Consider the following 2,965-nt stretch of genomic DNA (forward strand, 5'->3'; position numbering starts at 1 on the left):
CGGCGCCTCGGCCAGCGCCTCGTCCACCCCCCAGTCGAGCTGCAGCCGCAGCGCCGCCAGCAGGGCGGCGGCCTCGGAGTCGGCGGGACGGGGCGGGGCGGGCGGGGTGCTCATCGGTGGCGCCATATCGCGGCCTGGCGGGGTTCCGCGCAACCCGCGATCGGGCTAAGCCAGCCCGGCGGGACCCAAGGGAGAACAGCAACGTGTCCGAACGCGAGAGCATGGAATTCGATGTGCTGATCGTCGGCGCCGGCCCCTCCGGCCTGGCGGCGGCGATCCGGCTGAAACAGCTCTCGCCGGAGGCGACGGTCTGCGTCGTGGAGAAAGGCTCCGAGGTCGGCGCCCATATCCTCTCCGGCGCCGTGCTGGAGCCGCGCGCGCTGGACGAGCTGATCCCCGACTGGCGCGAGGACCCGCCGGAGCTGGCCACCCCGGCCAGCGAGGATGCCTTCCTGTTCCTGACGGAAAGCAAGGCCTACAAGCTGCCGACGCCGCCGCAGATGCACAATCACGGCAATTACGTGGTCAGCCTGGGCAATGTCTGCCGCTGGCTGGGGGCGAAGGCCGAGGCGCTCGGCGTCGAGATCTATCCGGGCTTCGCCGCCTCGGAGACGATCATCGAGGACGGTGTGGTCAAGGGTGTCGTCGCCGGCGTCATGGGCATCACCCGGGAGGGCGAGGAAGGCCCGAACTACCAGCCCGGCATGGAGCTGCGCGCCCGCTACACCCTGTTCGGCGAGGGCTGCCGCGGCTCGCTGACCAAGAAGCTGGAGGCGCTGTATGGCCTGCGCGAGGGCGTGCAGCCGCAGACCTACGGCCTCGGCATCAAGGAGCTGTGGGAGATCCCGAAGGAGCGCCACGTGCCGGGCAAGATCTGGCACACCACCGGCTGGCCGCTCACCACCGACACCTATGGCGGCACCTGGATCTACATGCTGGGCGAGAACCTGGTCTCGATCGGCATGGTGGTCGGGCTCGACTATCCCAACACCTGGCTGTCGCCCTTCGACGAGATGCAGCGCTTCAAGACGCATCCGGAGATCCGCAAGATCCTGGAGGGCGGCAAGCGCATCGCCTATGGCGCCCGCGCGCTGAACGAGGGCGGCTTCCAGTCGATCCCCAAGCTGGTCTTCCCCGGCGGCGCGCTGATCGGCGACACGGCGGGCTTCCTGAACGTGCCGAAGATCAAGGGCACGCACACGTCCATGAAGTCCGGCATGCTGGCGGCCGAGGCGGCGGCGAAGGCGCTGGAGGCCGGCGAGGCGGCCGCCCCGGTGCTGGAGGGCTACCCCGAGGCGCTGCGCCAGAGCTGGGTGTGGGAGGAGCTGCAGGGCGTGCGCAACATCCGCCCCGGCTTCGCCAAATGGGGCTTCTATGGCGGCATGATCAACGCCGCGCTGGAGACCTACGTGTTCCGCGGCAAGGCGCCCTGGACGCTGGCGCACCATGCCGACCACAGCGCGACGAAGCCCGCCGACCCGGCGAAGAAGATCGCCTACCCCAAGCCGGACGGGAAGCTGACCTTCGACCGGCTCTCCTCCGTTTTCCTCTCCAACACCAACCATGAGGAAGACCAGCCGGCGCATCTGAAGCTGCGCGACCCGTCGCAGTGGAAGCCGGTGAACTGGGATGTCTACCGCGCGCCGGAGAGCCGCTACTGCCCGGCCGGCGTCTATGAGGCGGTGGGCGTGGAGGAGGGCGAGCCGCGCCTGGTGATCAACGCGCAGAACTGCGTCCACTGCAAGACCTGCGACATCAAGGACCCGAGGCAGAACATCGACTGGTGCACGCCGGAGGGTGGCGGCGGCCCGAACTATATCGGCGGGATGTAAGCGGCCTCTTCCGGCCGGCGGATCGGGGCGGGGCGCTGGCCCCGCCCGCCGGGACCGGGGCGGTGTGCCGCCCGGTCCTGCCACCCGGCACCGGGCTGTCGCGGCCCGGTGCCTGTCACGGCCTGCCGGGGCCTGCGCCCCGGCTCAGCCTCCCTGGCTCAGCGCCAGGACAGCTCGGCGATCGAGCAGGTCTCGACGCCCCGGCGCTCCTGCTCGCGGCCATTCATGTAGACCACGCGCACATCCACCTGGCAGGAGCGGCCGGCCGGCAGGTCGATCCACATCTGCTGGTTGGGCTCCAGCACCGCCTGGCCCAGCCGGTCGCGGCCCCAGTTGCTGTCGGTGCTGAGCGAGACGTAGAGCTCGCGCACCACCGCGCCGCTGCGGTTGACGAAGCCGAAGGAGGGGTCGCCCTGCGCGCGCGCCGCGGCGCCGCCATAGACCCCGCCGCCACCGCCGCCGATCGTGGCGCCGGCGCCGCCGCCACCACCGATGGTGGCCCCCGCGCCACCGCCGCCGCCGCGCCCGCTGAAGGCGATGCGGCTGAGGTTGCAGGCATTCACCTGCATCCGGGTCTCCTCCTGCCCGCCCTGGTAGCGCACCCGCACATCCAGCACGCAATCGGCGGCGGAGGGGGTGACATGCACCTGCTGCCCGGGCGGCAGCACGCTGTTGCCCAGGATGTCCGGGCCCCAATTGTCGAGGCGCGAGGGCGAGACATAGGCGCTCTCGATCACCTGGCCCGACTGGTTCACCAGCCAGAACCGGTTCTGCGCCGAGGCCGGTGACGAGACGGCAAAGGCCAGCATGGCCAGCATCGCGGCCAGGATGACACGCACGGCAATTCCTCCTTGGATCATGGCGGATGCGCGGGGAGCGCATCCGGGTTACAATCCTGCACCGCCCCGGGTGGAACGACAATTAAGCGCCGAGATCCGGCTTGCCGTGCAGGCTTCACGCTGGCGGGAACAGCCGGGCCGGCGCCATCACATGATCCGGAAGTGCCGGGCGCCCCCGCCCGCGCCCCCGCCCCCGTGATCGCCGCTTTGATCGGCGCGGCGGGCGCTCTAGGCTGGCGGCATGGTCATGCTCGTCTCCCCGCGCCGCCTCGCCCTGCTGGCCGCCGCGCTGCT

At 70.9% G+C, this 2,965-nt stretch carries 2 protein-coding genes; one reads left to right on the forward strand and one right to left on the reverse strand.

Annotated elements, in window-relative coordinates:
- Positions 1 to 221 precede the first annotated feature (221 nt).
- Positions 222 to 1,832, forward strand: coding sequence for an electron transfer flavoprotein-ubiquinone oxidoreductase (locus HMPREF0731_RS07575; protein ID WP_040612528.1), 1,611 nt, complete (start codon positions 222 to 224; stop codon positions 1,830 to 1,832).
- 158 nt (positions 1,833 to 1,990) lie between these two features.
- Here the strand turns inward: HMPREF0731_RS07575 and HMPREF0731_RS07580 are convergent, their stop codons facing one another.
- Positions 1,991 to 2,671, reverse strand: a complete 681-nt coding sequence (locus HMPREF0731_RS07580; RefSeq protein ID WP_157136009.1) for a Tat pathway signal protein — start codon at positions 2,669 to 2,671, stop codon at positions 1,991 to 1,993.
- Between the last annotated feature and the right edge of the window lie 294 nt (positions 2,672 to 2,965).

The sequence above is a fragment of the Pseudoroseomonas cervicalis ATCC 49957 genome, from assembly GCF_000164635.1.
In the GTDB taxonomy this organism is placed as follows: Bacteria; Pseudomonadota; Alphaproteobacteria; order Acetobacterales; family Acetobacteraceae; genus Pseudoroseomonas; species Pseudoroseomonas cervicalis.

Coding starts and splice junctions, on each gene's coding strand:
- HMPREF0731_RS07575 (WP_040612528.1), top strand. CDS start 222: ATGGAATTCGATGTGCTGATCGTCGGCGCCGGCCCCTCCGGCCTGGCG.